The organism is Brevundimonas sp. (assembly GCF_047617075.1).
GTDB lineage: Bacteria > Pseudomonadota > Alphaproteobacteria > Caulobacterales > Caulobacteraceae > Brevundimonas.
The window spans coordinates 117,113-142,588 of record NZ_JBLGCI010000007.1 but is presented as its reverse complement, the minus strand read 5'-3'; the positions used below and the strand labels follow the sequence as shown (position 1 = coordinate 142,588).

Here is a 25,476-nt window from a genome sequence, read left to right as displayed (position 1 = left end):
CGCCCATGCCCGCCAAATCCGCAGCCCAACAGAAAGCCGCCGGGGCCGCCCTGTCGGCCAAGCGTGGGGACACGCCGAAGTCCGAGTTGAAGGGCGCGTCGAAGTCGATGGTCGAGTCCATGAGCGAGACGGAGCTGGAGAAGATGGCCGGCACGTCGCGCAAGGACAAACCCGAGCACAAGAGCGACAGTTGACGGCCCGCGCGGGCGCCCCATCTGTGAATCGGCGGCGGGATCGGCCCGGCGCCTCCCGCACATGATGGACGCGTGATGACGTCGACGGCCCTGACCGCTCCGCCCGAACATCGCCGGACCTTTTCGGAGGTTCTGGAGGATCTGGCGCGTGGGGACGGGGCGAAGCTGACCCTGCGCGAGATCGTCGAGGCGTTCGGGGAGCGGGGGTTCGGGGCGCTGATCCTGATCGTCGCGCTCATCAGTTTGTTTCCCTGGCCGCCGGGGTCCAAGGCGATCCTGAGCGTGCCCATCATCCTGCTGTCGCTGGAGCTGGCGCTTCAGCGGGATCGGGTGTGGCTGCCCAGCTGGACGCTGAGCCGGGGTCTGCCGCGCGAGACCTTCGCCCAGGCGTTGGCCCGGGTGAGGAAGCCGATCCGGTTCGTGGAGCGGCTGTCGCGCCCGCGCATGCCGTGGCTGACCGGCGAGGTCGCCGACGTGGTCACGGGCCTGACCTGTGTGTTCCTGGCGGTGATGATGGCCTTGCCGGTGCCGTTCGGCGATCTGTTGCCGGGGGTGACCCTGATCGTGCTGGGGCTGGGCGTGATGCAGCGGGACGGGGTGGCGATCCTGCTGGGCGCCCTGGGGGCCGTGGCCTGCGTGATCTATCTGTTTCTGGTGTGGGCGGCGGTGACGGCCGCCGTCGAGGCGGTCGGCGACTGGGCCGGGCGGCTGTTCTGAAACCCTGTTCCGAAACAATTGAGGCCGCCGGATCGCTCCGGCGGCCTCGCATTGTCGGACCGCATCGCGGCCGATCAGAGCCTTGCCTGAAAGGTCAGGCGCGGGCCTCTCTAGAGGTCCGGGTTCCGATCTCCGCTAGCGTCGAGTGACAATGAGACACCGGATCACCTCCTTTCAGCTGTTTAACAGGGACTCACGAGGTTAGAAGGCAACGGCGACTTCGCAAGGCCTTCTTCCGCATGGTGACTGTTTCGTGATCGACGCGCCCGTCTGGGACCCCGACCAGTATCAGCGGTTTCGCGCCCAGCGGGACCGGGCGGCGCTGGATCTGCTGAGCCGGTTGCCGGAGATGGCGCCGGGCGAGATCTGGGATTTGGGCTGCGGCACGGGCGAGCACGCGGCCATGTTGAAGCGGCGCTGGCCGGAGGCGGCGGTGCACGGACTGGATTCCAGCGGCGAGATGCTGGCGCGGGCGCGGGCCTTGCCCGATGAGGTGGACTGGATAGAGGGCGACGCGGGGGCGTGGGCGCCGGAGCGGCCGGCGGATCTGATCCTGGCCAATGCGTCGCTGCAGTGGCTGCCGGACCATGAGGCGCTGTTCGGGCGGATCGCGGAACAACTGGCGCCCGGCGGGGTGTTGGCGTGCCAAATGCCCATGGCGTTCGAGACGCGGCATCACACCATCATGCGCGAGGCGGCGGCCGCGGGGCCGTGGGCCGGGGCGCTCGAGGGGATAGACACGATCGCGCCGCTGCTGACGCCCGAGGGCTATTATGACGCACTGGCGGGCGTTTGCTCCGACATCGACATCTGGTCGACCACCTATCTGCAGGTGCTGGGCGGGGAGGATGCGGTGCTGGAGTGGATGAAGGGCACGGCGCTCAGGCCGTATCTGACGGCGCTTTCCGGCGAGATGCGGGACGCTTTTCTTTCGGCGCTTTCGGGGCGGCTTTCGGACGCTTTCCCGAGGCGGGCGGACGGGACGACCCTGATGCCGTTTCCGAGGCTGTTCGTGATCGCGCGGCGCTGAGGGCGGCCTTGCGGGCGCGGCGCAGGCGCAGGTGGGTGACGGGGCCCTCAAGGTCCGCCAGGGCGGTCGTGGCGGCGGTCCAGCCGGCCTTGATGGCGGGCTCGAAGGCCTTCCAGTCGCGGATCTCGACGCCGCCAAGTTCGGGCATGACCAGCATATCCGTGGCGGCGCGGGATTCGGCCAGGTCTGCGGCGCTGGTGATGGTGGCCGAGCGCATCAGGATGGAGACGATGGGCGGGCCCTGTTTCCAGTCGCCGGAGATGATCCAGCGCCACCAGGTCTTGGGATTCTCCACCACGCTGGGGTCCACGGTGTGGGTGCGCGAGACGTCCACGGCGACCACGGGGCCGGGCTGCCAGGCGCGCATGGTGTCGGCGGGCAGGTTTCGCATCACCGCGCCGTCCACCAGCACCTGACCGTCGATCACGGCGGGCGGCAGGACGCCGGGCAAGGAGATGGAAGCGCGCAGGGCCTGCCTCAGCATGCCGCGCCGGTGGACCACATAGCTGTTGGCCGTGAGGTTCGACGAGCCGCAGAAGAAGGGCAGGGGCAGGTCAGCGATGTCGATGTCGCCATAGGCGTCAATCAACAGTTGATTAACCTTACGCCCGTGGGTCATGGCGACGATGGGGAAGGCGATGTCGGACAGGGGGCTGTGTTCAACGAAGGCCTTGCGGATGCGGTCCTCCAGCTGCTCCTGAGTCCAGCCCAGGGCGACGCCGGCGCCGATCACCGCGCCCATGGACGAGCCGCCCACGAAGTCGAAGGGCACGCCTGCTTCGCGCAGGGCCGCGATGGCGCCCAGATGGGCGTAGGCGCGGGCGCCGCCGCCGGACAGGACCAGGCCGACGCAGGTGGCGGTCAGGACGCGGGCGACGCGGGCCTCGTCATCGGCCAGGCCCTCGCGGATGTGGAACCAGCGGGCCGGGTCGACGGCCTTGAGCCAGCGGGCGGTATCGCGGGGCGGCGGACCGTCGGCGGGGCGCAGCAGGATCAGGTCGGTGAGCTGGTGCTCCTCCAGCGAGCCGCTGCGCTGGACCGGGGGCATGCGGGCCGGGCCGCCCATGTCGCCGACCACGAACAGACGGTCCACCTGGCGGGCGCACAGTCCGGCCCAGGCGGCCTCGTCCTGCTCGGCGCAATACAGGACGAAATCGTGGGTCTGTTCGATCAGGGACAGCCATTCGGCGGCGGAGTTCAGGGCCGAGGAATCGATGACACGGGCGGTGAAGCCCAGGCGGCCGATCTGGTCGCGCACCCGCTCGACGAACGCGCGGATGGGCTGTTCCCGGGCCGAGACGAAGCCGAACACGCTGGGGTCTGCGGCGCGGGGCGAGGTCTCGCGTGAGCGCCGCACCATCAGACTGGCCAGTTCGACCATCACGTCGGGATGGGCGCGGGCGGCGTCGAGGAAGGCTTCGCGTGGCAGGGCCAGGATCTCGCTGTCGCGCAGGGCGACGGCGGTGGCGGTGTGGGGCGTGCCGGCGATCAGGGACATCTCGCCGGCCGGTTCGCCGGGACGAATGACGCCGAGAAACTGGCTCTCGGTCTCGCCCTCCTGATGGCGGAAGACGCCGAGGCGGCCGGAGCGGACCAGATAGAGGGTGTCGGCGGGCTGGCCGGCGGTGAACAGGCGCTCACCCCCGGTCAGGGCGAACCAGCTTGCCCGCGTCTCGCCCTCGGCGGCGAAGATATGGGCCAGGGCCGCTTCCAGACTGGCGTCGCGGGGGGTGTTCATGATCCGCGAGACTAACGGGATTCTGTTGCGGTTTGGGTAACGGCGTCGACCGCCTTAACGCCGCGCCACCCGGGCGTCCGAGGAATCAGCTTTTGACCCGAACGACAGCGCCCGGTTTGAGTTTCAGGGCGTCGGCGGCTTCCTTGCTCATGTGGGCCGTATCCCCGTCGATGGCCACCTTGGTGCGCACGGCGCGGAAGGCGGTGACGCTGTCGGTGGAGGCGAGGGAGACCAGCTCGGCGTCAACCTCGTCGGCGACGGACAGGGTCAGGGTACGGGCGTCGCGGACGGTGCGGATGTTGTCTCGCTGGCAGGCCACCGTGGGGCCGCCGTCGAAGATGTCCACCAGCCCATTGGGGCGGAAGCCCTCGGACTCCAGCAGGGCCATGGCGGGCACGCCCTGGGGGTGCACCTTGCCGATCACGGCGCGGGCTGGCTCGGGCAGCAGGTTCACATAGATGGGGTGGCGCGGGGCCAGATCGACGATGAACTGCTTGTCGGTGGAGCCGGTCATGCGGTCGGCGTCGTCGAACTCCATGGGGAAGAATTTGTGCGCCACATGATCCCAGAACGGGCAGGCGCCGTCGGGGGTGAAGACGCCGCGCAGCTCGGCCAGCACATTGTCGGCGAACAGCTCGGGGTCGGCGCCGATCAGCATGTAGCGGGACTGGGACAGCAGGCGGCCCGCACCGCCCTTGCGCCGGTCGGCCTTGAGAAACAGAGAGCCCACCTCGGTCCAGCCGGTGCATTCATTGACCAGCACCAGGGTCTGGTGATCCAGCCGCAGGTTCAGCGAGGGCGAGGACTGGGTGTGGTTGACGATGCGCAGGGAGAAGAAGGGCCGTTTCAGCCCCACCGCCGCCTTGACGCTGCCGACGCCGTCCACGTCGCCGGTGGACGTGTCCTCCAGCATCAGGGTGTACCAGCGCTCTTGCGGCTCGAGCTTGCCGGTGAAGCTGTCGCGGCTGATGTCCAGCCGTTCGGACAGGACGTCGGCGTCCTCGGGCAGGCTGGTGAAGCCGGGGCCGGAGAGGATGGCCAGTTCGAGCAGGGAGTCCAGGTCGGAGGGCCCGGCGGGGCGGACGACGAGCATGCGGTTACAGGGTCTCCAGTCGAAGGGATTTGAGGCGGTGGGCGTCGATCTCGCCCGAGGCGGTCTTGCACAGGATCAGGGCGGACAGCTGGGCGCGCTCGACGAAGCTGTCGGGCCAGGCGAACTCGTCCTCGGAATGGATGTCGCCGCCCAGCACGCCCAGGGTGTCGATATTGGGCAGGCCCGCCGCGTGCAGGTTGTTGCCTTCGCAGACGCCGCCTGATGACTTCCAGGCGATGGTCTGGCCCAAGAGGGCGCCGGTCTGGCGCACGGCCTCGAACAGTTCGGTCTGGGCCGCGTCCATGGGCTTGGGCGGGCGGGTGAAGCCGCCGTGCAGATGCAGGGTCAGGCCCTCGAACGGCGGGGCCGAGGCGATTTCGGTGACCGCGTGTTCGAGCCAGGCGGCGGACTGGGCGTCGGGCACGCGGACGTTGAAGCGGACCACGGCGTTGTCGGCGACGACGTTGAGCGCCCCGCCGCCGGAGATCTTGGCCACATTGACGCTGACGCCCTCGCGCTGGCCGTTCAGGCCGTGCAGGGCGGCGGCGAGGATGGCGGCGCCGGCCACGGCGTTGCGGCCCTCGTCGAAGGCGCGGCCCGCGTGGGCGGCCTTGCCGGTGACGATCAGGTGCCAGTTGCCGCTGCCCTTGCGGGCGCCGGCGAGGGTGCCGTCGGCCAGCGCCGGTTCATAGGTCAGACCCAGATGCCCGCGCGCGCCCATCTCGGCCAGCAGGGGCGCGGAGGCGGGCGAGCCGATCTCCTCGTCCGGGGACAGCAGGACGGTCCAGCCGACGCGGTCCTTGTCCGGGTGCGCCTCGAACGCCTCCAGCGCGCCCAGCAGGACGGAGATGCCGCCCTTCATGTCGGCCAGGCCGGGGCCGTTCAGGGCGCCGTCGGCGCGTTTGGTCACGGTCTGGAAAGCGGTCTCGGCGGGAAAGACGGTGTCGTAGTGACCGGTCAGGACCACCTGGATCGGAGCCTCGGGGCGGGCGGTGATCTTCAGGCAGTCGGCGTGAGCCTGTTCGATCACCCGGCCGTCGTCGCCGACGATGGAGGAGGGGGACGTGGGAATACGCTCGACGGCGGCGGGCAGGGTCCGGGCCTCGGCCTCCAGCACGTCCAGCATGCGCGCCAGGCCGGCGTCATTGCGACTGCCGGAGTTGATCTCGCTCCAGGCCACCGCGCGCGAGAGGATGCGGTCGCCGGCCTCGGCGACGCGATCCAGAACGACCTGATCGTGGGGGTGAATCTTCATGCGCGCGGACCCTACGCGCCCGGCGGGACAAAAGCCAAGTCGGGCAATATTCGTGCGCCGTTCGCGTCTACTCGTCCCGGTTCGGGCGACGATCACGCCGTCCGGCGCCGGGCTGGCGGGTCTGGTTCCGCCAGCGGATGGCCAGTCGCGCGTCGCCGTCGCCCTCCACGCGGGAAGTGACGGCGATATTGCGGCGGACCTGCCACTCCAACTGGACGGCGCCGCCCGCCTCGCCGCCGCCGATGACCTCGAAATAGACGTTGTCGGTGAGGTAGCGCCCCCCGGCCACGGTGAGGGCCGAGGCGTCGCCGCCGAAGGACAGACGGTCCAGCCCCGCGAACTCGCGCAGGTTGCCCAGCACGTCGAAGCCGCCGCCACCGGCCAGCGACGCCACGCCGGACGCCAGCTGGGCCGCCTCGAAGGCCGACAGCTGGGACGCCGAGCGGCCGAACAGGACCTGGGACAGGATTTCGTCCTGGGGCAGCTGGGGCGTGGAGGTCAGCTCGATCTCGGGCGAGGCGGCGGTTCCGGTGACGCGCACCTCGGCGGTCAGGGCCGGGTCGTCGCGCACGGCGCGCAGGTCCAGACGGATGCGGTCGATGTCGGTGGACAGGGTGACCGTGCCGCGCTCGTCGAACACGAAACGCTTGCCCGCGAAGTCGTAGTCGCCGCGCACCACCCGGGCCGTGCCGGTCAGCTGGGGATCGGACAGGGTTCCGCGAACCCGGGCGTTGACGTTCATCTCCACGTTCAGGCCGCGCCCGCGCACCCAGACCTGGCCGTTTGGCGAGCGCAGGTTGATGTCCAGGCCGATGGAGGGGCCGCGACGTTCGGCGTCGGTGTCTTCCTCATCCGTGTCGGGATCGCCGCCGGGGCGGTTCACCTCGATCACGTCCATGCGCACGATGCCGTTGCCGCCGACCGGATTGGCCGCGATCTCGGCCTCGTCGATGTTCAGGCGGCCGCGCAGCTCGATATTGCCGTCCTCGCCGCGGGTGACGGTGATGGGCCCCGAGGCGTCGGCGGTGGCGATCTCGTTGTCGATCAGGCGGAAGCTGGACAGATCCAGGGTGAAGCTGGAGGCCGAGCCCTGCTGCAGGTTCATGCGGCCGGACCCGGACACCGTGCCGCCGGAGCCGTCGTTGGCGGTGAAGGTCTCCACGGCGGCGGATTCGCCGTCGAAGCGTGCGGCCAGGGTCAGGTCATTCAACCGGACCCCGGTGACCGTGTCGCGGAAAGACCCCTGGCGCACATCCAACGTGCCCCGGATCTGCGGCTCGTTGATGGAGCCGGCGATGTCCGCGCGGCCCTCGACCTGCCCGGCCAGGCGCTGTTCGCCGCCCAGGAAGAGGTCCCAGATGGGCTGGATCTGGCCGCTGAGTGAGACGTCGCCGGACATGGGGCGGGTGCGGTTTATCGCCAGCCGCAGGGGCGCGGCGGACGCCTCGACCGGCAAGGTCAGTTCGGCGGTCGCCTGAACCGTATCCGCATCCACGGCGCGGGCGGTCAGTTGCAGGGTGTTGTCCATGAGGCGCGCGTCGAGGGTTCCGTCCACGGCCAGGCCTTCGGCCGCATCGACGCTGCGCAGGTCGGCCAGGGTCATGTTGGCGGAGCCGGTGAGGTCGTCGCCCGCGCCGCGCAGGGACACGCGGCCCGTGACGCGGCCGCGCAGGTCGGGGGACAGGGAGCCCAGGTTCACACTGGTCAGATTGGCCTCGATCAGGGCGGCGTTGCTGTCCTGACGCAGTTCGCCGACGAGAACGCCGCCGCCGACGCCCAGATCCACCCGGGCCACGCGGCCGTCGCCGGCGAGGGCGATCACGGCGGGACTGCGGGTGTTGAAGGCGATCTCGCGCACGCGGCCGTCGCCGGACAGGGTGACGGTCTGGGCGTCGTCGGTGCGCGCATAGACGCCCGAGCCGTCGAACTCCACCGGCGTGTCGCCCGCCACGTCGGCGGTGAGGGTGAAGGGCAGGCGGTTCAGCGTGCCCCGGCCGTTCAGGTCCAGGGTGCGGATCAGATAGCCGGAACCGGCGAAACGGACGTTGCGGCCTGTGACGTCGAGGATGGCCGTGTCGGCGCCCGCGCCCTCGGTGAGGCGCACCCGGCCGTCCGCCTCGCCCGAGGCGAGGAAGGCGCCCTGGCGAGCGGTGAAGGTCAGGTCCGCGCTGGCGGGGGCGCCGCCGACCAGGGCGATGTCGCCTTGTGCTTCTACACCGCCGGCGTTCACGTCCACGCCGGACAGGCGCACGCCGCCGTCAGCCAGGAAGAAATCGCCCGAGGCGCGGGCAGGGCCATAGTTGCTGTCGGCGGTCACAGCGACGCGGCCGTCGGACGCGTTGGCCCCGCGCCGGAAGCTCAGCACCAGATCGGCGTCGGTCAGGGAGAGGGGACCGGCGGCCACCTCGGCGAACTGGGCCGTGAGGTCGGCGCGGGGGCGCGAGAGGGTCCCGGTGAGGGCGCCGTCGCCGGTCATGGCGCCGTCGATGGCCACGGGGCCGACGCCGAAGGGACCCTCGGCGTTCCAGTCCAGAGCGAGGCGCAGGCCGCCGTCGCCGCCGATCAGGCCCCGGGCGTTGGCGCGGCCGGCTGCGCCGGTCAGGTTCGCGCGGTCGATGGCGATCCGGCCCTCGTCATAGGCGGCGGTGACGGCGAGGCGGGGGCTGGCGCCCAGCAGGCGGTCCAGCTCGGCCATGCCGGTGGCGAGGCGTCGGCCGCGACCGTCGAAGGTGACGCGCCACGGCTGACCCGGCTCGGCCTGACTGGCGCGGATGGGGCCGCCGAAGGCGCCGCGGGCGCCGGGGCGGACGAGACCGGCGTTGGTGACTTCGGCACGGCCGGAGAAGCGCAGCGAGCCGTTCATGCCGCGCGCGCCGGAGCCCTCGACGATCAGACCCTGTCCGCGCAGGTCGATGTCCTGAAGCAGGAAGGCGCCGTCTGGGGTGCGGGCGCTCTCGAACGCCAGACGGGGTTGGGCGCCCAGCAGGCCGCCGATGACGCCCGAGCGTGATCCGCCCTGCACAGCCAGATCGCCGTCCAGCGCCATATGACCGCCCCGCACCTGTACATTCAGCGGGCCGGCGAGACGGGCTGCGCTGTAACTGGCGGCCGAGAGGTTGCGGACGCTGACCGCGCCCTCCAGCGACCAGGCGCCGCCGTCGCCCTGGAACACGCCCACATAGGCGGCCGGTCCGGCCAGACTGGTTCCGGTCAGCCGGGTGAGGGAGGGGGTGGCGACGCTGAGGCGGATGCCGTCCGGCACCGCGCGGTCGGTGGAGCGGACGAAGCCGCGGGCGGTGGAGGTGAAGTTCTCGGCCCGCAGGTCCCAGGCCATGGCCTCGAAGTCGGGCCGGGTCGGATCAGCGACGGTGGCCAGGCCGAAGCGGGCGGTGCGGCCTATACGGCGCACGAACGGCTCCAGCAGGTCCGAGCCGGAGAAGTCGGCATAACCGGAGATTCGCGTGCCGCCGCCCTGGCGGAAGCGGCCATCAATGGTCAGGGGGGTGAAATCGCCGGTGCGGACCATGGCGTCGACGCCCTCGCCGTCGATGCGGGCGCGCAGGCGGAAAGGTTCGTCAGGCGAATAGCCCAGCGCGCCGGCCAGCGGTCCGCCGCCGGCTTCCTGGGCCAGGGCGTTGACGCGCAGTTCGTCGATGCGGTCGCCCCATCGCACGTCGCCATAGAGGAAATCGCCCCGGCGCGAGAGGCTGAAGGCCGTCACCTCGGCCGACTTCAGGCCGATGCGCCCGATGTGGGTCTGACCGGCCAGGGTCCAGCGGCCGTATTCCTGGCTGAAACCTTCCTCCAGATCGATGTTGGCCGCGAAACGGTCGATGTCGATGGTCAGGGGCAGGCCGCCGCCGGGCGCGTCGTCCGACGCCTCGACCAGAGGACGACGGATCAGGCGGATCCGTTCGGCCTCGATCTCGCTGGCGTGAAAACGACGGGTGATCAGGGGCCAGTAGGTCCAGTCGACCCGCACGTTCGTGGCTTCCAGCCAGACGCCTTCCGCGTCGGTGACGGTGACGCGGGCGATGGTGAAGTCATCCCACAGGTCGCCGGACAGCCCCTCCACATTGATGGCGCCGTAGTCGCCCAGCTGCTTGCCCGAGACGAAGCCCACCACCAGATCGCGTCCTGCGGGCGACAGCACGAACAGGCGTCCGCCCACCAGCACCAGCAGAACCACCGCGATCAGGCAACCGGCGACCATGCCCGCGATCAGGGCGGCCCACTGGCGGCGCGTGCGGCGGGCCTTCGCCTCTTTCGGGGTTTCTGATTCCGGGGGCGTGTCGGTCAAAACGCCTGTCCGATGCTGATGTAGAGCTGGAAGTCGGCGTCGCCGTCGCGCTTGTTCAGGGGGAAGGCCACGTCGGCGCGGATGGGGCCGAAGGGCAGGCGATAGCGCACGCCGAAGCCGGCGCCGTAGCGCATGTTGCTGAGGTCCGGGGTCTCCTCGAAGCCCACCGCGCCGCCGTCAACGAAGACCACTGCGCCGAAATTCTCGCCAATGTCGCGGCGCACCTCGATGGAGGTTTCGAACAGGGACAGGCCGCCGCGCGGGGTGTTGTCTGTGAGGCGCGGGCCGACGCCCTGATAGGAATAGCCGCGCACAGAGCCGCCGCCGCCGGAATAGAACAGCCGGTCTGACGGAACGAGGAATTCCTCGGCGCCGATGATCGAGCCGATGCGAACGCGGCCCGCCAGCACCGTGCGGCCTTCGTCCTGAAGCGGCAGATAGCCTGTGCCTGTCACGTCAGCGCGCAGAAAATAGACGTCTTCGTCGCCGGTCACGGCCGTGGGCTGGGCCGATCCGGACAGGCGCCAGCCCCGGCGTGGGTCCAGCGGGTCGTTGGAGCGGTCCAGATAGACCCCGCTGCGGCCGGTCAGGATCACCAGATCGCGCTCCACATCCAGCGGGCCCCGGGTGACCGGATCGAAGCGGGTCTCGTTGTACAGGCCGCCGTCCAGGGCGACGCCGTAGCTGTACCAGGAGGTGCGGTCGAAACGCTGACGCAGGTCGGCGTTCAGGGTGATGGCGGTTCGCTCGTAGGCGTCGGTGTCTTCGTAGAGGGCCGCTCCGCCGAGGCTGAGCGTCTGACCGGCCCGGCGCCAGTGCGGCAGGGACAGGTCGGCGCCGATGCGGCTGTCGATGCGCGCGGCGCGGGCCAGGAAACGCAGGGTGTCGGCCCGGCCGAAGCGGTTGTGCCAGGTCCAGATGCCGTCGACGCCCGGGCCCTCGGTGGTGGAATAGCTGACGCCCGCTTCCAGAATTCGGCGGGGGCGGTCGGTCAGGGTGACGATGACGGGGCGCAGGCCCTGCTCGTCCGTCTGTTCGGTCGGGGCCAGGGCGACACCGACGCCGTCATAGACCCCGGTCTCCAGAAGCCGACGTTCCAGCTCGGCGACGTCATCGGGGTCGTAGACATCGCCCTGGGGCCATGGCGAGAGGCCGGCGACCCACTCGGCCCGGGTCGGTCCGCGCGTTCGTACGCGGACGCCGTCCAGGCGCACTAGTTCGCCGGCGTTGATGCGGTAGGTGGGCTGGACCTGCAGCACGGCGTGGTCGACCACCACGCGGCGGGGCTCTGTGGCCGCGTCGGCGTAGCCCCGGCGGTTGAGGTCCGAGACGATGCGCCCTTCCATGGCGATGACGTCGGTTGCGCGGCCGGGGGCGTCGGGCTTGACCTGAAGGTCCGTCTGGACGTCGCGGAGGGTGTCTTCGTCGGGCGGATTGTCCAGCCAGTCGACGCGGGGCTCGCTGAGCACGAAGCGGGGGCCGGGCGTCACCACGATGACGGCGCTGGGCGGGCTTTCGCCCTCCACCACTTCCTCGATTACGGACTGATAATAGCCTTCGGAGCGGAGCAGGGCCTCGGCGTGCTCGGCGGCTGCGGCGGCGCGGCGGCGGGCGTGGAAGCGGTTCTCGATGGGAGCGTCGGTTTCGCCCACAGCGGTTTCGATGGCCTCGCGCAGACCGCCTTCCATTTCGCCGCGAACCAGGGCGCGCGGTTCAGCGTGAACGGCCGTCGCCGCCAAGGCCGAAACGGCGGCAGTCATCAAGGCCAGCGGGCGTCTCAAGCGCACATTACTCCGATCCGCCACGCGGGGTCAGGTGTTCGCGAACAGCCTCAACCACCGCCGTGTGGCGGCTTCGAGGCCGCGCGCATCAATAGAACAGCGTCTCGCTTTCGGGCTGCACGGTCTCTTCCGAGCTTTCCGGCGGCGGGGGCAGCTGCGAGTAGTCGGTCGGCGGCGTATCCGGGCTCGTGGCGGCGGCGTCCTCGCCCGAGTCCTCGGCTGCCGGGGCGGTTTCCATCGCCGGCGGCGGCGGCATGTCCGCGTCCACGGGCTCGCGATAGGCCTCATCGTCACAGGCGGCCACAGCCGCCAAAGCCCCCACGATCGCGATCAGCTTGAATTTGTTCATCTTAGAGTCCCCAACCCACGCTGGCTTTCTTCAGGCCAGCAACGCTTGATATGCCAACGCTTGATATGCAGGCTCGTTCCATCTGGCAGGGCCGCGCCCGCGTCAAGCTGCGGAAACCATTCGTTTGCACAGTCCAGCTAGTCTTCCACGCAAAGGGAGGCGGATGGACCATGGTCACGTCCGGGTACGCTGCGGTCGCCGCCGTGCGTCACAGGGAATTGCCGACGCGGATCGGTCTGGCGCTGTTCATCGGCGCCGCCGCCATGCTGATGGCGCCGTCGGCATGGCCGGTGATCTGGTTCTGCGCTGTTCTGGCGGGCCAGGCCTTCGACTGGTTGGCGTTCCGGCCCCTGAGACTGGCGCCGAAAAGGGCCGCCGGATGGGTTCGCGGCCTGTGCATCACGTCGGCCGCGCTGAACACCGCCATCTATTCGGCGATCTCGGTTTACCTCTGGACGCGGGGCGGCGAGTTCGGGCCGCTGTTCGCCCTGGTGCAGGTGGCCGGAGGCCTGCTTCATGTCAGTCTGCACATGCATCATGTGCGAGGCCTGCTGTTCGCCTCGGTCATCCCCCATGCTGCCTATTTTCTGGGTTTGCCGATCCTGACTCTGGTGGTGACGCGCAATCCGGCGGTCCTGGCGGTGGTTCTGGCGGCGCTCCTTTACGTGATCCATCTGGTGGTGGCGGTGCGTCAGTCCATGACAACGACCCGCGAGCTGCGCGAGGCCGAACTGGAAGCCGTGACGCTGAGAAAACGCGCGGAGAACGCCAGCGCGGCCAAGTCCGAGTTTCTGGCCGTCATCAGCCACGAGATCAGGACGCCCATGAACGCGGTGATTTCCGCTGCGAACATGCTGCGTCGGACCCGCCTGGACACGCAGCAGCGCGAACATGTGTCCATGCTGCTGGATGGCGGGGACATGCTGCTGGGTCTGCTGAACGACGTGCTGGACTTCTCCAAGATCGAAGCCGGCAAGATGCGGCTGGAATCCGCCGAGATGAATGTGCGCAACAAGCTGGGGGCCCTGCGCCGCCTGTGGGAGCCCAAGGCGGCGTCGCGCGGCGTTCGCCTGAGCGTGGGGGTGCATGAGGCCGTGCCCGAAACGGTGCTGACCGATCCCCTGCGGTTCCAGCAGATCCTGTTCAATCTGCTGTCCAATGCGGTGAAGTTCACGAAAGACGGGGCCATTCGCGTGGACGTTTGCTGGGACGAGGCGACATCCACACTGACCGCAGAGGTTCACGACACGGGATGCGGTATCCCGGCGGACCAGATCGACAGCATCTTCGACAGTTTCGAACAGGTGTCGGCGGGGGACACGCGGCGATACGGCGGCACGGGCCTGGGCCTGGCCATCAGCCGTCGCCTGGCCCAGGCCATGGGCGGCGACCTGACCGTGACCAGCGCGCCGGGCGAGGGGTCAACCTTCACCCTGACGGTGCGGGTCGAGGCGGTCGAGGACGCCGTTGTCGAGGCGGCGCCTGCCGCCCGGGCGGCGGCGGTGACATTGCAGGGTCGCAGCATTCTGGCGGTGGACGATCACGAGGTGAACCGGCGAATCCTGGCGCTGTTGCTGGAGCCGCACGGCTGTCGCCTGACCCTGGTGGAGAACGGCGCCGAGGCGGTTGAGGCGGCGGGGGCGGAGACTTTCGACGCCATCCTGATGGACATGCAGATGCCGGTCATGGACGGGCTGGAGGCCACGCGGCGCATTCGCACCGGGGCGGGCCCCAACGCCGACACGCCGATCATCGCCCTGACCGCCAACGCCATGGACGTGCACAAGGCCGCCTGGGACACAGCGGGCGTCCACGCCTTTCTCACCAAGCCCATCGATGCGCCGCTTCTGGCCCGCACCCTGGGCGAGGCCTGCACGGAGCGGAGCCCTGGCGGGCAGGAGAAGGCTCACGCGGCGGCCTGAGAACAGAATCTTCAACCGCAGAGCGCAGCGCTTTCCTGTGCCGTTACAGCGTCGACTTCTAAAGCACTCAACACGACTTGACCGTGTATGAGCAGGTCCGCCAAACTAATCCCGTAAATGAAAGATTTTGCGGCCCGGAGACGGATCAAGTGAAGACGCTCATAGGAATAGCCGCAGCTGTATTGCTGCTCAGCGGATGTGCCAGGCCGTTCCCGGAACGGCTTGATTGGTATGGGCATCATCCGTCACTTTATTCCATGGCGTTTCGCGCTGCCGCAGAAGAAGCCCTGGTTCGGTCTATGACCGGGCTTGGCTACTACGAACACATGGGGGATGCGGCATACACCCTGATCAGGGGCGGCGTTTGTGATCGGCGGGCGCTTGAAGCCTATTTGGTCCGCAAGGAGCGGGCGTGCCGCTTGATCGGGGGTCCTCCAGCGCCAGACTGCGCCAACGCCGACGCCTGCGCGAGTTTTCACTACAATCGGGAGCTGTTCGCCGATCCTGCTATTCGCAGCGTTGTGGAGGCCGCATTGCGGCGTCCATGCGATTTTTTGACGCGACCGAGCGAAGTTACGCATTGGAATGCTCCAGCCCGCTTCGGCATGTCAGCCAGTGAGAACTGGCGAATTTTTCAATGCAATGGAACGGGCGTGGTTGGTCGATCTATTGTTTTCGACAACAACGATGCGGTTCTTCGTGTGAATTTTGAGATGGAAAGTTAGTGTGGGCGAATACACAGTTACAGTAAATGTATTTGATGGATCATGGACTGGGCATGTCAATGTGACGCTCACTGGCCCTGACGGTTGGAGTATTACAGTCGGGAATAATACAAGTGATGGAATTTGGGGGGGGTAAGAGAAGAGGATAATGCAGAGAGAAGTGATATTCACAGTACGAGTTATGATGTCACTTACGAGCAGATGACGGCCATATATGATTGGGTTACCGGGATCATGAACGATTCTGGCAACTCTTATGGTCTTCTGGGGCGCAACTGCGTGGATTTTGTTCGGGACATATTCAACGTCGCTGGGTTGGGAAATCAGATTTCTCACATGATGCAATGGCTGAGTGCGCCGGTTAATTTCTATGCTCAGATTACCGATTGGCTTGAGATGAACGGATTCGCCGGGATCATGGACGGGATCGGGGAGGTGCTCGGATTCTTTGGCGAGGTCGCTGAATTGACCATGGACGCAGCGGAGGCCGCTTGGGACTGGACGGGCGACATGGCCAATGCGGCCTGGGATTTTGTGGGGTACCTGGGCGACGTGGTCGGCGGCTTTGTCGGTGATCTGGCGCAATCCATAGCGGACTTCTTCAAACCCTTCGGCAAGGGGAACGACGCGGGTGATGGCGACATGGGTACAGTGGATCAACTGGCGTTCGTGTCCGGTGACGACTTCGTCCTTGGACCGGACATGCATATCGCGCCGCCGCAGGAGGTGGCCGCGAATCCCGTGTTCGACATCGGCCAGCGGTCCGACGGCATCAAGTTTCTCCTGCCGCTGAATCCCATGGAGGAGGCGCAGTTCACTCTGTTCGATCCACCGATCGAGGACTATCTCTTTGCCTGAGGCCGCGGCCTGATCCGGTGTGAAAAAAGAGCGCGCGGACCGTCTTGCCCCGGCGAGGCGACATCCGTATGGTCCGCGCCGCTTCAAGGTGTGGGAGCCCCTAGCTCAGTTGGTTAGAGCATCTGACTTTTAATCAGAGGGTCCTCGGTTCGAACCCGAGGGGGCTCACCATTCCCACGGCGCCGATTTTTCAGGGCGCGCGTTACCGAAGCGAGATCATCCTTTTCGATTGGACTGGCCGATGGCCGATACGCCGTCAAAGCGCCCCACGGGCTTCGTGGATTTCGCCCCGGACCAGGTGCGCCGGTTCTGGAAGACCGTCAGCGTAGAGCCCGACGGCCAGGGCTGGGCCGTCAGGCTGGACGGCAAGATGCCCAAGTCCCCGGCGGGCCACAGCCTGGTGCTGCCGACCCGGGCCGCCGCGCAGCTGGTGGCTGAGGAATGGGCCGGGCAGGGCGAGGCCCTGATCCCCGCCACCATGCCGGCCACGCGGCTGGCCTTCACCGCCATCGACCGGGTTCGCGAGGCGCGCCGCGCGGTGGCCGACGAGATCGCCGCCTACGCCGGCTCGGACGTGATCTGCTATCTGGCCGAAACCCCGGACACCCTGGTGCAGCGGCAGGCGCGGGACTGGACGCCGTGGCGGGACTGGGCCGAGCGGGAGCTGGGCTGTGTGCTGGTTCCGGTGGCGGGGATCGTCCATCGGCCACAGGCGGATGACGCCCTGACGGCGGTGCGCGAGGCGGCGCTGAAGCTGGACGACTACGCCCTGACCGGCCTGGCCATGGCCACGCCGCTGTTCGGATCGGCGGTGCTGGCCTTTGCGGTGCAGCGGGGCGCGCTGTCCGGGGCGGAGGCGTACGACCTGTCGCGGCTGGACGAGGCCTTCACCGAGGAGCGCTGGGGTGTGGACGCCGAGGCGGCCGAGCGCGCCGAGGGCCTGCGCGCCGAGGCGGTGATGCTGGAGCGGTGGTTCGCGGCGCTGCGCTGATTTTCCAATCTGGAAAATAATGACTTGACGATGTGGAAAGTCACGCTCATTTTCCGATCTGGAAAGTGAGGAGTTCGCCATGACCAACCAACCGGACCCGCGAGAGGCGCTGGACGCCATCGCAAGCGCCCGCCAGGCCGTGCCCGGCGAGATGAAATACCCTGTCGGCTATGACCTGATGTACGGGACGGTGTGCGGTCTGCTGGTGGCGGGGCAGGGGATGCCTCAGCCCTGGTCGGCCCTGGTGCTGGTCGTGTCCATGCTGGGGCTGGTGCTGATGATCAACTGGTGGAAGCAGAAGTTCGGCTGGTGGGTCAGCGGCTATTCGCCGAAGCGCGCCCGATGGATCGCCATCGGGCTGGCCGTGGTGCTGATCGGGCTGATGGGCCTGTCCATCTGGGGCAAGGCGGCCGGGATCGCCTGGACGCCGCTGGCCACCGGGGCGGCGGGCTTCGTCGCCGCCATCGTCGGCGGGCGCATCTGGATGGCGGTGTGGAAGCGGGAATTGGCGGAGGCGGCGGGATGACCGCCGTTCCCGTCTTCGATCCGGTGATCCACGCGCCGGGGCGACTGCAGATCTGCGCCATCCTGTCCCGCATCGACGAGGCCGAGTTCGCCATGATCCGCGACGCCATCAAGGTGTCGGACTCGGTGCTGTCCAAGCATCTGAAGCAGCTGGAGGAGGCCGGCTATCTGAAGCCCCGCAAGGCGGCGGTGGACGGGCGCCAGCGCACCTGGCTGTCGCTGACGCCTGCCGGCCGCAAGGCCTTCGCCGCCCATGTGGCGGAACTGACCCGGCTGGCGGGGATGGCGTAATCCTCCCCCGCCGGGGGAGGGGGACCATGCGCAGCATGGTGGAGGGGGTCTGTCCGCTTCGCCCCTCTGAAACCTCAACAGCAAGCAAGCCAGTACTGCGCGGCGGAAACACCCCCTCCACCGCTTCGCGGTCCCCCTCCCCCGATGGGGAGGATTGCTTGCCACCGCCCGCGTCGGCTCCTAAGCCTTCCCGCAAGGAAAACGCTCAGGAGCCCGCCCATGCAAGACATCCTCGAACAGCTGGAAAAGCGCCGCGAAGCCGCCAAGCTCGGTGGTGGTGAAAAGCGGATCGCGGCCCAGCACGCCAAGGGCAAGCTGACGGCGCGCGAGCGCATCGACGTGCTGCTGGACGAGGGCTCGTTCGAGGAGACCGACATGTTCGTGGAGCACCGCTCCCACGACTTCGGCATGCAGGATCAGCGCATCCCCGGCGACGGGGTGGTGACGGGGCGCGGCACCATCGGCGGGCGGCTGGTCTATGTGTTCTCCAAGGACTTCACGGTGTTCGGCGGCAGCCTGTCGGGCGCCCACGCGGCCAAGATCGTCAAGCTGCAGACCATGGCCCTGACCAACGGGGCGCCCATCATCGGCATCTTCGACGCCGGCGGGGCGCGCATTCAGGAGGGTGTCGAGAGTCTGGCGGGCTATGCGGACATCTTCCTGCAGAACACGCTTGCCAGCGGCGTCATTCCCCAGGTCAGCGTCATCATGGGCCCGTGCGCGGGGGGCGACGTCTATTCGCCCGCCATCACCGACTTCATCTTCATGGTGAAGGACACCTCCTACATGTACGTCACCGGCCCCGACGTGGTGAAGACGGTGACCAATGAGGTGGTCAGCCACGAGGATCTGGGCGGGGCCCGGGTCCACGCCAGCAAGTCCGGCGTGGCGGACGGGGCGTTCGAGAACGATCTGGAGGCGCTGTCGGAAGTGCGCCGTCTGGTGGGCTTCCTGCCCCTGTCGAACCGCGAGAAGCCGCCGGTGCGCGACAGCTATGACGAGCCCCAGCGCGACGAGCCCAGCCTGGACACCCTGGTGCCCGCCAATCCGAACCAGCCCTATGACATGAAGGAGCTGATCCTGAAGGTGGTGGACGAGGCGGAGTTCTTCGAGATCTCCGAAGGCTTCGCCCGCAACATCATCACCGGCTTCGGCCGGCTGGACGGCCAGACCGTGGGCGTGGTGGCGAACCAGCCTCAGGTGCTGGCGGGGGTGCTGGACATCGATGCGTCGCGCAAGGCCGCGCGCTTCGTGCGGTTCTGCGACGCGTTCGGCATTCCGCTGCTGACCTTCGTGGATGTGCCCGGTTTCATGCCCGGCACGCGCCAGGAATACGGCGGCCTGATCAAGCACGGCGCCAAGCTGCTGTTCGCCTATGCCGAGGCCACGGTGCCCAAGCTGACCGTGATCACCCGCAAGGCCTACGGCGGCGCCTATGACGTCATGAGCAGCAAGCACCTGCGCGGCGACGTCAACTACGCCTGGCCCACCGCCGAGATCGCGGTCATGGGCGCCAAGGGGGCGGTGGAGATCATCTTCCGCAAGGAGGCCGGCGACCCGGAGGCGCTGGCCGCGCGCGAGGCCGAGTACAAGGAGCGCTTCGCCAACCCGTTTGTCGCGGCGTCACGGGGCTATATCGACGACGTGATCATGCCGCACGGGACGCGGAGACGGCTGATCCGGGCGCTGGGGACGCTGGCCAACAAGCGTCAGGAGAACCCGTGGAAGAAGCACGATAATATTCCGTTGTGAGTGGATGCTGAAGCTCACGCCCCTCCATTTCGACAAGGCAGAACTGGATTTGGTGCCAGCTGAGCATCGGCTCGCCTACTTTGGTTTGGGTCAGCTAGCGAATGAAACCGCGATCCTGCTCCGAACGGCGATTAGCGCGATCAACTGCCTTGAGGGCACCCCCGCCTTGCATGTGAAAGACATGGCCAACGCAACGGCCTTGTTCGCCACCAGAATGTTGGCAGGGCGTCTGCACGAAGGAAGGCTTTTTATAAACAGTCGAGAGGTTGCAGCGGCATTCCGCGAAGTGACTGCTGTTGCAGTTCAGAAAAACCCGATGTTCCAGAAGGATTATGCCGATGCCGTTCAAGGGCGGGCTCGGCTGGCCCAACTCATCGATCAATCCCAGCTGATTGAACCCATTCGGAACCGAGCCGCTTTTCATGCGGAGGCACGGTTGATTGCCGAGGCCTACGACCATCTTCCCGATCAGGTTGATTTCGTTGACCATATCGCTCCGACTAGCGGAAACTCAATATTTGGAGCAGCTGAGAGCCTACATTTGACAGCACTGTCGGCGTTGTTGGGGCAGCAGCCCAATGAGCTGGACTATGAAAGTGCACTGGCGCAGGCGATCACGGAGATTGGTGAAGGAGTCGGCTATCTGAGTGATTTCGGCTCGGGTTACATGATCGGGTTTGTGATCGCGTACTTCGGCGTAGAACGTCTTCAGGGTGAGGGGATCGAGGTCCCAGAAGCGGTGCCAATCGACGAGATGAAGCTTCCACTATTTTCCATTCCTCCCGTCGAGCCAAACTGACCAACCTCCTCTTCCTCTGTTCCCGCAACCGTCTGCGCTCGCCCACGGCCGAGCAGGTGTTCGCGAACCGGCCCGGCGTGGAGACCGCCTCTGCCGGTCCCGGATCAAGTCCGGGATGACAAGGTGGAATGGGCCGACATTATCTTCGTGATGGAGCGCGCCCACCGCGCGAAGCTCCAGCGCCGTCCCGGATAGCGCCTGGCGGCGCTTCCGGGATGACAAGGTGCTTCGATTGGCAGGGATCACGGCGTTTGACCAAGGGCCCTCCTTGTCATCCCGGCCGAAGCGAAGCGGAGAGCCGGGACGGGTGGGGCGCTGAGCCCTCCGCCCGGACAGCCGGGAGGCTGAGCCGGGCGACAGGTGCGGGCTGCCGGCGTTGGCCCGGATCGGCGCGTGGCGCCGTCCGGGCCTCCTGACGAGGAGTGCGTGCTGTCCCGTCCCGGATAGCGCCTTCGGCGCTTCCGGGATGACAAGGGGTGGTTCTGCGCCGCCGTCGCGTTGCACGACGGGCTTTTCATCCAACAATGTTCTTTGTATGTTCCTGCGACACGGGAGGCGGACATGCGGGCGCACGGCTACTGGGTTTACATCCTCGCGAGCGGGCCGTGCGGGTGGCTGTATGTGGGGATGACCAATGATCTGGTGCGGCGGGTGGAGGAGCATAGGCGCGGGCAGGTCGATGGCTATACGCGGGAGAAGGGCATCGACGGGCTGGTCTGGTACGAGGCGCACCAGTACGTCGATCAGGCGATCCTGAGGGAGAAGCGAATCAAGCGGTGGCGGCGGCCGTGGAAGTTCGCGCTGGTGGAGGCGGGGAATCCGCAGTGGGTGGATCTTTACCCTGCCCTAGTGGCGCGCGGCGTCCCGTCCCGGATAGCGCCTTGCGGCGCTTCCGGGATGACAAGGGGGTAGCTTGGCGCCGACCGCGCAATGGCCCCCATTGCCATCCCGCACTGCACAATCCATGCTCGCTCCCCTGACTTCTCCAGCGAGGGGGCCAGCGAGGGGATATGCCGGACGACAGGCTGGAGGTCGCGGCAGGGTTCGCTACGGAGCGGGGGCCGCGGGCGGATAATCAGGACTTCGGCGGGGTGCATCTGGGTTCGCCCGAGGAGCAGCGCCTGCATGGGGTGATCGCGGCCATCGCCGACGGGGTCGGCGGGGCCCGGGGCGGGCGCGTGGCGGCCGAGCTGGCGGTGCGCAGCTTCATCGACGGCTATCTGGACCAGAAGCCCCTGTCGGGGGTGGCGGCGTCGGCGACGGCGGCCCTGCGCGGGTTCAACCGCTGGCTCCATTCCACCGGGCGCAGCGATCCGAAGATGGAGGGCGCGGCGGCCACCTTCACGGCCATGATCCTGCGCGGGCGCGAGGCCACGGTGGTCCATGTGGGCGACAGTCGGGCGTGGCACTGGCGCGACGGGGTTCTGACCCGGCTGACCGACGACCATGTGCTGAACCGGCCGGGGCAGGACCACATGCTGTTCCGGGCCGTGGGCATCGAGGCCGACGTGAAACTGGACGTGCGGGTGCAGGCGCTGGAGCCGCACGACCGGCTGCTGCTGACCACCGACGGGGCGCACCGGGCGCTGAACGAGGGGGAGATCGGCCGCATCCTGGCCCGCCGCGCCTCGCCCGACGCCGACGCCCAGGCTATCGTGCAGGCGGCGCTGGACGCCGACGGGCAGGACAACACCACCGCCATCGTCATCGACGTGATCCGAACGGGGGCGCTCGACTGGGCGTCGCTGGGGGCGCAGAGCGAGGCCCTGCCCATGCCGCCGCCGCCCAGGGCCGGCGAGATCGTGGACGACTGGCGGCTGGAGCGGCAGCTGGCGGACGGGCGGCACACGCGGCTGTTTCTGGCCCGCGACGCGGGGCAGGGAGGCGACCCCGTGGTGCTGAAGTTTCCCAAGCCCGGAAAACTGCCCGAGGCGGACCTGCGGGCCATCCTGCTGCGCGAGGCCTTCATCGGCCAGCATGTGGACAGCCCCCATCTGGGGCGGACGTTGCCGGTGGACCCGGCGCGCCAGAGCCGGCTGTACAACGTCCAGCCGTTCTATGAGGGCGGCACCCTGCACGGGCGCCTGTCGCGGGGCGAGCCGATCCCCATGGCCGAGGGTGTGGGGATCGCCGCCTGCATCGCGCGGGCGGTCATGGCCCTGCACCGGCAGGGGGTGATCCACCGGGACATCAAGCCGGACAATGTGATCCTGACGGTCGACGGCGGGGTCAAGCTGATCGATCTGGGCGTGGCGAAGGTGGAGCGGGTGGAGGAGACCGGTGCGCGGGCGCCCGGCACGCCGGGCTTCGTGGCGCCGGAGATGTTCGCGGGCGACAGCGACGGGGACGAGAAGACCGACCAGTTCGCCCTGGGGGTGACGCTGTACCGGCTGTTCGCGGACGAGGCGCCGTGGGGCCAGGTGGACCCGGACAGTCGCCCGCCCTACGAGCGGCCCACGCCCCTGACGCGGCGCCGGCCGGACGCGCCGGCCTGGCTGGAGGCGGCCATCATGCGGGCCATCGCGCCGGACCCTGCCCACCGCTGGGCCGACGTGCAGGATCTGGTGCAGGCGCTGGAGAGCGGCGGGGCGCTGGCGGTTGAGCCGCCGCGCGAGATGTCGCTGCTGGAGCGGGACCCGGTGCGCTTCTGGCAGGGGGTCAGCCTGGTCCTGCTCATCGCCCTGATCGTGTCGCTGGCGCTGGGCCAGGCATAGAAAAACGCCCGGTCGGGCGACCGGGCGCTTTCAATTCGTCAGCAGATCAAGGGATTACTTGATCTTGCCTTCCTTGAATTCCACGTGCTTTTTCGCGACCGGATCGTACTTACGAACGACCATCTTCTCGGTCATGGTGCGGGCGTTCTTCTTGGTGACGTAGAAGAAGCCGGTGTCCGCCGTGGAGTTCAGGCGGATCTTGATGGATGCCGGTTTGGCCATCGGAGGACTACCTTAGTGCAAACGGCCGGAACGGATCGGTCCCGGCCGCGGAAATCGGAGCGGCGGAACATACTCAGGCGCGCGCCAAAGTCAACGGCGCGAAGCCGAACCGTCATCCAAGGAGAAAGGAGGCTCTTGAATGCGCTCTCGACACATCGGGATATGCACCTGGCTGACAGCGACTTTCGGGTGGCTTGTGCTGGTCATCGCTGCTGGACCGGCCAACGCCCAGTGGGAGCATCGCACAAGTCGGGGAGCGACGGGAGACGCCTTCGCCCGCCTGGACGCCGGACGCATTCTCGAGGAGACGGGCATGGCCTGCGATATCTCCGGGGCCGAGTTTCGGGGGCGAGATCATCGTGGCGTGGGCCAGTATGAGGTCTCGTGCAACGGCGCCCCCGGCTATCTGTTGATCGACGAGAGCCCGCCGCGCGCTCTCGACTGCTTCGCTCTGGCCGGTTCCCGTATGCGCAATCCCAACCGGGGCGCACCCGCCTGCGGGCTGTCGGGCAACCAGAACCCCGCGCCCTATGTGATCGGCCTTGCGCGAAAGGCCGGGATCATGTGCGCCATGGACGAAGGCGCCGTCATCGGCCGGACGTTCACGGGCTCCATGCTGTACGAAGTCGGGTGTGAGGGGGAGGAAGGTTACTGGCTGGAGCGGTCCCGATCTCGATGGAGCGTGAAGGGCTGCATGAGGATCAACACCGAGGGCCAGGAGTGCCTGTTCACCAGCGAGGCCGAAAACGTGGCGACCGTCCAGGCCTGGCTACCTCCGGAACAGGGCTGTCAGGTGGACCGCGCGCGTTACATGGGCGCCAATGCTCGCGGCGCATTCTACGAAGCGCTGTGTCGGTCCGGCGATGGCTACGCCGTCCGCGTCGATGCGCAGAGGGCGGTGCAGGGCGTGGTCCCATGCGACGAGGCTCGGAGGTTAGGCGACGGCTGTCGGTGGACGGGCGGCGAATAGTCGGCCGCAGGCGGCCGCGATCGGTTTTCCTTGTGCCGGCCAGCTTGGCCGCTACGCTGTCCGGTATGGAAAACACCCTGAAGGCGTTCAGCGCCCCCGTCGCCATCCTGTCCGCCCTGGCCCTCGCCGCGTGCTCGCAGCCCGCCAATGACGCGGCCCCGGCGACGGAAACCGAAACCGCCGACGCCCAGGACGCCTTCTTCGCCAATCTGACCGAGCTGTGCGGCCAGCGGTTCGAGGGCGAGGTGGTCACGGACGACCCCGTGGACGACGATTTCCGCGCCCAGCGCCTGCTGATGCACGTGCGCGACTGTTCGGACACGGAGATCCGCATCCCGTTCTGGGTGGGCGAGGACCACAGCCGCACCTGGGTCATCACCCGCAACGACGACGGCGGCCTGACCCTGAAGCACGACCACCGCGACCCCGACGGCACGGAGCACACTTTGCACTGGTACGGCGGCGACACCGAGACCGAGGGCACGGCCACCCGGCAGGCGTTCCCGGTGGATCAGTTCTCCATCGACCTGTTCAACGCCAATGACGCGGCCGTCTCGACCACCAACGTCTGGGCCGTCGAGGTGAACCCCGGCGATACCTATGTCTACGAACTGGCCCGCGAGAACCGCCTGCTGCGCGTCGCCTTCGACCTGACCGAGCCGCTGGAGGAGTAGGGGAGGGTCAAGGCGCTGAAGCTCTCAGCGCCTTTTCCATTTCCGTCCTGACTGCGACGAGCAGATCACCCGGCAAACGGCCTATGGGCGACACCTTGTTCGTTTCGACAGTGGCGATCTTGGCCGTACGCACAAGCGAAGGGGATGGCAGACCGGCTTCTTGATGCCTGCCGTCCATATCAATATCTCCGGGCCACCTGCGGTGCTCGGCGCTGGTAATCATCAGCGCCCATAGGAACCGCTCACCGTCGCCCATTGGACCGTTCGAAATGATCAAAGCTGGCCGGTATTGGCGAACATCACGGTCAGTATAGGGAAACGGAACCCTGACGATGTCGCCAGCTCTATAGGTCGGCATAGGCTCGCCGGTCAGCGTCGCTGTCCCACTCATCAAAAGTGGCGAAGGGATCGTCTTGAACCGGCGCTCGCGCCTTGATCAGGGTGACGCGCCCATCGGTGATCTCATAGGCCAGTTCATCGCCCTCCTTCAGACCCAGAGCGTTGCGAACGGCCTGTGGAATGGTTGTCTGGGCCTTGCTGGTGAGACGGCTCGTGATCATGATGTAAGGATAATCC

Annotated in this window: 23 protein-coding genes, 1 tRNA gene and 1 pseudogene; 16 read left to right on the top strand and 9 right to left on the bottom strand. The window is 67.8% G+C overall.

What is annotated here, in order from left to right; translation table 11 throughout:
* Positions 1-5 precede the first annotated feature (5 nt).
* The 3 genes and pseudogenes from ACI8U3_RS09695 to ACI8U3_RS09685 all read left to right on the top strand — a co-directional run.
* On the top strand, positions 6-194 hold the full coding sequence (locus ACI8U3_RS09695; RefSeq protein WP_415014669.1) for a DUF3008 family protein: 189 nt from the start codon (positions 6-8) through the stop codon (positions 192-194).
* A gap of 75 nt (positions 195-269) precedes the next feature.
* Entirely contained in the window at positions 270-911 is a 642-nt protein-coding gene (locus tag ACI8U3_RS09690; RefSeq protein WP_415014668.1) for an exopolysaccharide biosynthesis protein, read from the top strand.
* 253 nt (positions 912-1,164) lie between these two features.
* Positions 1,165-1,560: pseudogene (locus ACI8U3_RS09685) on the top strand (methyltransferase domain-containing protein); the annotation flags it as partial.
* 232 nt (positions 1,561-1,792) lie between these two features.
* Here ACI8U3_RS09685 and ACI8U3_RS09680 read toward each other — a convergent pair.
* The 6 genes from ACI8U3_RS09680 to ACI8U3_RS09655 form a co-directional block, all read right to left on the bottom strand.
* Entirely contained in the window at positions 1,793-3,679 is a 1,887-nt protein-coding gene (locus ACI8U3_RS09680) for a patatin-like phospholipase family protein (RefSeq protein ID WP_415014667.1), read from the bottom strand.
* 85 nt (positions 3,680-3,764) lie between these two features.
* Positions 3,765-4,772, bottom strand: coding sequence for an arginine N-succinyltransferase (locus ACI8U3_RS09675; RefSeq protein ID WP_415014666.1), 1,008 nt, complete (start codon positions 4,770-4,772; stop codon positions 3,765-3,767).
* Between the two features lie 4 nt (positions 4,773-4,776).
* Positions 4,777-6,027 carry a hydrolase gene (locus tag ACI8U3_RS09670; RefSeq protein WP_415014665.1) on the bottom strand — a complete coding sequence of 417 codons (1,251 nt, stop codon included), beginning with the start codon at positions 6,025-6,027 and terminating at the stop codon, positions 4,777-4,779.
* A 67-nt stretch (positions 6,028-6,094) separates the two neighbouring features.
* On the bottom strand, positions 6,095-10,327 hold the full coding sequence (locus ACI8U3_RS09665) for a translocation/assembly module TamB domain-containing protein (RefSeq protein ID WP_415014664.1): 4,233 nt from the start codon (positions 10,325-10,327) through the stop codon (positions 6,095-6,097).
* Positions 10,324-12,114 carry an autotransporter assembly complex protein TamA gene (locus ACI8U3_RS09660; protein ID WP_415014663.1) on the bottom strand — a complete coding sequence of 597 codons (1,791 nt, stop codon included), beginning with the start codon at positions 12,112-12,114 and terminating at the stop codon, positions 10,324-10,326. The genes ACI8U3_RS09665 and ACI8U3_RS09660 overlap by 4 nt, the downstream gene beginning before the upstream one ends.
* Positions 12,115-12,196: 82 nt before the next feature.
* Entirely contained in the window at positions 12,197-12,457 is a 261-nt protein-coding gene (locus tag ACI8U3_RS09655) for a hypothetical protein (protein ID WP_415014662.1), read from the bottom strand.
* A 170-nt stretch (positions 12,458-12,627) separates the two neighbouring features.
* Here ACI8U3_RS09655 and ACI8U3_RS09650 point away from each other — a divergent pair, with 170 nt between their 5' ends.
* The 11 genes from ACI8U3_RS09650 (at position 12,628) to ACI8U3_RS09600 (ending at position 23,034) form a co-directional block, all read left to right on the top strand.
* Positions 12,628-14,379, top strand: a complete 1,752-nt coding sequence (locus tag ACI8U3_RS09650) for an ATP-binding protein (protein WP_415014661.1) — start codon at positions 12,628-12,630, stop codon at positions 14,377-14,379.
* A gap of 149 nt (positions 14,380-14,528) precedes the next feature.
* The gene (locus ACI8U3_RS09645; protein ID WP_415014660.1) at positions 14,529-15,104 is read left to right on the top strand and encodes a hypothetical protein; all 576 of its coding nucleotides are present in this window, start codon (positions 14,529-14,531) and stop codon (positions 15,102-15,104) included.
* 234 nt (positions 15,105-15,338) lie between these two features.
* Positions 15,339-15,962 (top strand): hypothetical protein, encoded by a 624-nt coding sequence (locus tag ACI8U3_RS09640; protein WP_415014659.1) that lies wholly within the window; start codon positions 15,339-15,341, stop codon positions 15,960-15,962.
* Positions 15,963-16,056: 94 nt separating this feature from the next.
* Positions 16,057-16,133 (top strand) — tRNA-Lys (locus ACI8U3_RS09635).
* Positions 16,134-16,203: 70 nt separating this feature from the next.
* The gene (locus tag ACI8U3_RS09630) at positions 16,204-16,953 is read left to right on the top strand and encodes an ATP12 family chaperone protein (protein WP_415014658.1); all 750 of its coding nucleotides are present in this window, start codon (positions 16,204-16,206) and stop codon (positions 16,951-16,953) included.
* A 79-nt stretch (positions 16,954-17,032) separates the two neighbouring features.
* Complete coding sequence (locus ACI8U3_RS09625; RefSeq protein WP_415014657.1) at positions 17,033-17,479, top strand: hypothetical protein; 447 nt, start codon at positions 17,033-17,035, stop codon at positions 17,477-17,479.
* The gene (locus ACI8U3_RS09620; protein ID WP_415014656.1) at positions 17,476-17,769 is read left to right on the top strand and encodes a winged helix-turn-helix domain-containing protein; all 294 of its coding nucleotides are present in this window, start codon (positions 17,476-17,478) and stop codon (positions 17,767-17,769) included. The genes ACI8U3_RS09625 and ACI8U3_RS09620 overlap by 4 nt, the downstream gene beginning before the upstream one ends.
* 219 nt (positions 17,770-17,988) lie before the next feature.
* The gene (locus tag ACI8U3_RS09615) at positions 17,989-19,521 is read left to right on the top strand and encodes an acyl-CoA carboxylase subunit beta (RefSeq protein WP_415014655.1); all 1,533 of its coding nucleotides are present in this window, start codon (positions 17,989-17,991) and stop codon (positions 19,519-19,521) included.
* Between the two features lie 4 nt (positions 19,522-19,525).
* Entirely contained in the window at positions 19,526-20,320 is a 795-nt protein-coding gene (locus tag ACI8U3_RS09610) for a hypothetical protein (protein ID WP_415014654.1), read from the top strand.
* A gap of 561 nt (positions 20,321-20,881) precedes the next feature.
* Complete coding sequence (locus tag ACI8U3_RS09605) at positions 20,882-21,232, top strand: GIY-YIG nuclease family protein (RefSeq protein ID WP_415014653.1); 351 nt, start codon at positions 20,882-20,884, stop codon at positions 21,230-21,232.
* Between the two features lie 98 nt (positions 21,233-21,330).
* The gene (locus ACI8U3_RS09600; RefSeq protein WP_415014652.1) at positions 21,331-23,034 is read left to right on the top strand and encodes a bifunctional protein-serine/threonine kinase/phosphatase; all 1,704 of its coding nucleotides are present in this window, start codon (positions 21,331-21,333) and stop codon (positions 23,032-23,034) included.
* A 54-nt stretch (positions 23,035-23,088) separates the two neighbouring features.
* On the opposite strand, the gene rpmG is transcribed toward ACI8U3_RS09600, so the two are convergent.
* Positions 23,089-23,256 (bottom strand): 50S ribosomal protein L33, encoded by a 168-nt coding sequence (rpmG, locus tag ACI8U3_RS09595; RefSeq protein ID WP_021695965.1) that lies wholly within the window; start codon positions 23,254-23,256, stop codon positions 23,089-23,091.
* Between the two features lie 139 nt (positions 23,257-23,395).
* Here rpmG and ACI8U3_RS09590 point away from each other — a divergent pair, with 139 nt between their 5' ends.
* Both ACI8U3_RS09590 and ACI8U3_RS09585 read left to right on the top strand, forming a co-directional pair.
* The gene (locus ACI8U3_RS09590) at positions 23,396-24,226 is read left to right on the top strand and encodes a hypothetical protein (RefSeq protein ID WP_415014651.1); all 831 of its coding nucleotides are present in this window, start codon (positions 23,396-23,398) and stop codon (positions 24,224-24,226) included.
* Between the two features lie 65 nt (positions 24,227-24,291).
* Positions 24,292-24,900 carry a hypothetical protein gene (locus ACI8U3_RS09585; protein WP_415014650.1) on the top strand — a complete coding sequence of 203 codons (609 nt, stop codon included), beginning with the start codon at positions 24,292-24,294 and terminating at the stop codon, positions 24,898-24,900.
* A 7-nt stretch (positions 24,901-24,907) separates the two neighbouring features.
* On the opposite strand, the gene ACI8U3_RS09580 is transcribed toward ACI8U3_RS09585, so the two are convergent.
* Positions 24,908-25,258, bottom strand: coding sequence for a type II toxin-antitoxin system PemK/MazF family toxin (locus ACI8U3_RS09580; protein WP_415014649.1), 351 nt, complete (start codon positions 25,256-25,258; stop codon positions 24,908-24,910).
* Positions 25,245-25,460, bottom strand: coding sequence for an AbrB/MazE/SpoVT family DNA-binding domain-containing protein (locus tag ACI8U3_RS09575; RefSeq protein ID WP_415014648.1), 216 nt, complete (start codon positions 25,458-25,460; stop codon positions 25,245-25,247). The genes ACI8U3_RS09580 and ACI8U3_RS09575 overlap by 14 nt, the downstream gene beginning before the upstream one ends.
* Positions 25,461-25,476 lie beyond the last annotated feature (16 nt).